The 997-nt window shown below is 61.5% G+C and carries 2 protein-coding genes; both read left to right on the forward strand.

Annotation, left to right across the window (positions count from 1 at the left end; translation table 11 throughout):
• The coding region (locus AX692_RS13615) for an IS66 family transposase (RefSeq protein WP_155646320.1) at positions 1 to 344 on the forward strand (344 nt) is incomplete at its 5' end.
• On the forward strand, positions 341 to 964 hold the full coding sequence (locus AX692_RS13620) for a plasmid pRiA4b ORF-3 family protein (protein ID WP_027443935.1): 624 nt from the start codon (positions 341 to 343) through the stop codon (positions 962 to 964). The genes AX692_RS13615 and AX692_RS13620, both read left to right, overlap by 4 nt.
• The last annotated feature ends 33 nt before the right edge of the window (positions 965 to 997 follow it).

Below are 997 nucleotides of genomic sequence, written 5' to 3' on the forward strand. Positions count from 1 at the left end.
ATGATCTCACCAAGGCCTGCTTCTACATGCTCAAGCGCTGGGACGCGTTCACCCGCTTCCTCGACGATGGCCGGATCTGCCTCACCAACAACGCCGCCGAGCGCGCGCTCCGCTGCATCCCGCTTGGCCGCAAGGCATGGCTGTTCTGCGGATCCGATCGCGGCGGCAAGCGTGCCGCCATCATCTACACCCTGATCCAGACCGCCAGGCTCAACGATGTCGATCCGCAGGCCTGGCTCGCCGATGTCCTCGCTCGCATCGCCGATCATCCGGCCACCAGGCTCGATCAGCTGCTGCCTTGGAACTGGCGCAAGAGTGAAGGTCTGCTATCGCAGGCGGCATGACCCGCCAAAGCGCCATCGACAGTTTTACCGAGATCGCCACGCTGCGTATCGAGCTGAACGATTCCGACCCGCTCATCTGGCGAGAGCTCGAAGTCCCAACCTCCATCACCCTCAAGGTGCTGCACGAGATCGTCCAGACCGCCATGGGATGGCTCGACTATCACCTCTGGGAGATGGTCATCGATCACCAGACCTACGGCCTGCCCATGGACGAGGACTGGGGGACCGCTCCCCGCAAGGTCGCCTCCCGCACACGACTGCGCGATGTGCTTGCTCCCGGCACTACCCGGATTCATTATGTCTATGATTTCGGCGATTACTGGGAACACAGTTTGATCATCAGGGATGTCCGAGCTGGGGATCGCTCCACGGCATATCCGCGTTTCATCGCCGGTGAGCGCAACTGCCCTCCCGAGGACTGCGGCGGCATCCCGGGGTTCTACGAAATGCTCGAGGCGAGAAACGATCCGGACCATCCAGATCACGCCGATGTCAGCGAATGGCTCGACGACTACGATCCAGACGAACTCGATGTCTTCCCGATCAACGGCATCCTCGGCCGGATCGCCGCTCGTCGTAACGCCGCAGCAAAACGCATCATCAAACCCAGTGACCGCTAACTGAAACGGGTGCGGCCTTCACCGGATGGATAC

Source organism: Erythrobacter donghaensis (genome assembly GCF_001557325.1).
Classification (GTDB): Bacteria; Pseudomonadota; Alphaproteobacteria; order Sphingomonadales; family Sphingomonadaceae; genus Erythrobacter; species Erythrobacter donghaensis_B.